At 67.6% G+C, this 1,507-nt stretch carries 2 protein-coding genes; both read left to right on the top strand.

The window, feature by feature from the left end:
* Positions 1-132 precede the first annotated feature (132 nt).
* The gene (locus ABB28_RS17475; protein WP_057687621.1) at positions 133-765 is read left to right on the top strand and encodes a LemA family protein; all 633 of its coding nucleotides are present in this window, start codon (positions 133-135) and stop codon (positions 763-765) included.
* 3 nt (positions 766-768) lie between these two features.
* On the top strand, positions 769-1,507 hold a 739-nt coding region (locus ABB28_RS17470; RefSeq protein ID WP_057687620.1), incomplete at its 3' end, for a TPM domain-containing protein.

Raw genomic sequence — 1,507 nt, 5'->3', positions numbered from 1 at the left:
CGGCCGGCGCCAACCCGGCTGCCGTAAGCCAGCCACCCGCGAGGGGGTTCCACCCGTTCGACCAGCCCCACGGCAACCCATTCACCTGGAACATGCGATGCTCCGGCTTCCAACACCCCGTGGAGCCTGGCCATGCGCCTGCTGACCCGCCTCATCCCCTTGCTCCTGCTGGCTTCCCTGTTGTCTGGCTGCGGTTACAACGCCATCCAGCAGAAGGACGAATCGGTCAAGGCCAGCTGGGCCGAAGTGCTCAACCAGTACAAGCGCCGCGCCGACCTGGTGCCCAACCTGGTCAATACCGTGCAGGGCTTCGCCACCCAGGAGCGCCAGGTGCTGACCGAAGTCACCGAAGCCCGTTCGCGGGTCGGCCAGATCAATGTGAACGCCGATGACGAAGCCTCGCTGCGCCAGTTCCAGCAGGCCCAGGGCGAGCTCGGCAGTGCGCTGTCGCGGCTGCTGGTGGTCACCGAGAACTATCCGGTGCTGAAGTCCGATGCCAATTTCCGCGACCTGCAGGCGCAGCTGGAAGGCACCGAGAACCGCATCACCGTGGCCCGTGGCCGCTACATCCAGCAGGTGCAGGACTACAACACCTACATCCGCTCGTTCCCACAGGTAGTGACCGCCAAGATCTTCGGTTACCAGGTCAAGCCGAACTTCACGGTGGAAAACGAAGCGCAGATTTCCAACGCCCCGGAAGTGAAGTTCAACACCGGTGCGCCGGCCCCGCAGCAGCCGGCCCCGCAGCCGCAGCCGGGCGGCTGATCGATGCACCTGCGCCTGCTGGGCTGGTTGCTGCTGCTGTGCCTGCCGCTGGGTAGCCTGCAGGCGCAGGAACTGGCGGCGATCCCGCAGCTGGATTCACCGGTGGTCGATACCACCGGCACCCTGGATGCCGCGCAGATCCGCCAGCTGCAGCAGCAGGCGGTGGAGTTGCAGCAGCGCAAGGGCAGCCAGCTGCAGGTGCTGATCGTGCCCAGCACGCAGCCGGAAGACATCGCCCAGTACACCACCCGGGTTTTCGACCAGTGGCAGGTGGGCCGCAAGGGCGTGGATGACGGGGTGCTGCTGGTGGTGGCCAAGGATGACCGGCGGGTGCGCATCGAACCGGGCTACGGCCTGGAAGGCGCGATCCCCGATGCGATCGCCAACCGCGTGATCCAGGAATACCTGGTGCCGTCGTTCCGCGCCGGTGACTATGCCGGTGGCATCACTGCGGCGTCCGGCGTGCTGGTCAAGCTGATCGACGGCGAGCCGCTGCCGGCACCGGTCAGCGCGCACCGCACCCAGCAGGGCGAGGGTGGGGGCGATGGGTGGATCGTGGCGGTGGTCATCGGCTTCTTCGTCGGTTCGATCCTGCGCGCCGTACTCGGCCGCCTGCCGCGGCCGGTGCGTGGGCTGATCGCGGGGGGCGGTGCGGCCGTGGTGGCCTTCCTGTTCACGTCGCTGCTGCTGGCCAGCGGCATTGCCGGCTTCGTCGGCCTGCTGATGGCGGTCACCTCCGGGC

Origin of the sequence: Stenotrophomonas chelatiphaga, assembly GCF_001431535.1 — a bacterium.
Taxonomy (GTDB): Bacteria; Pseudomonadota; Gammaproteobacteria; order Xanthomonadales; family Xanthomonadaceae; genus Stenotrophomonas; species Stenotrophomonas chelatiphaga.
Note: the sequence above shows the minus strand (reverse complement) of the source record. Positions and strands in the feature narration are given on the sequence as shown.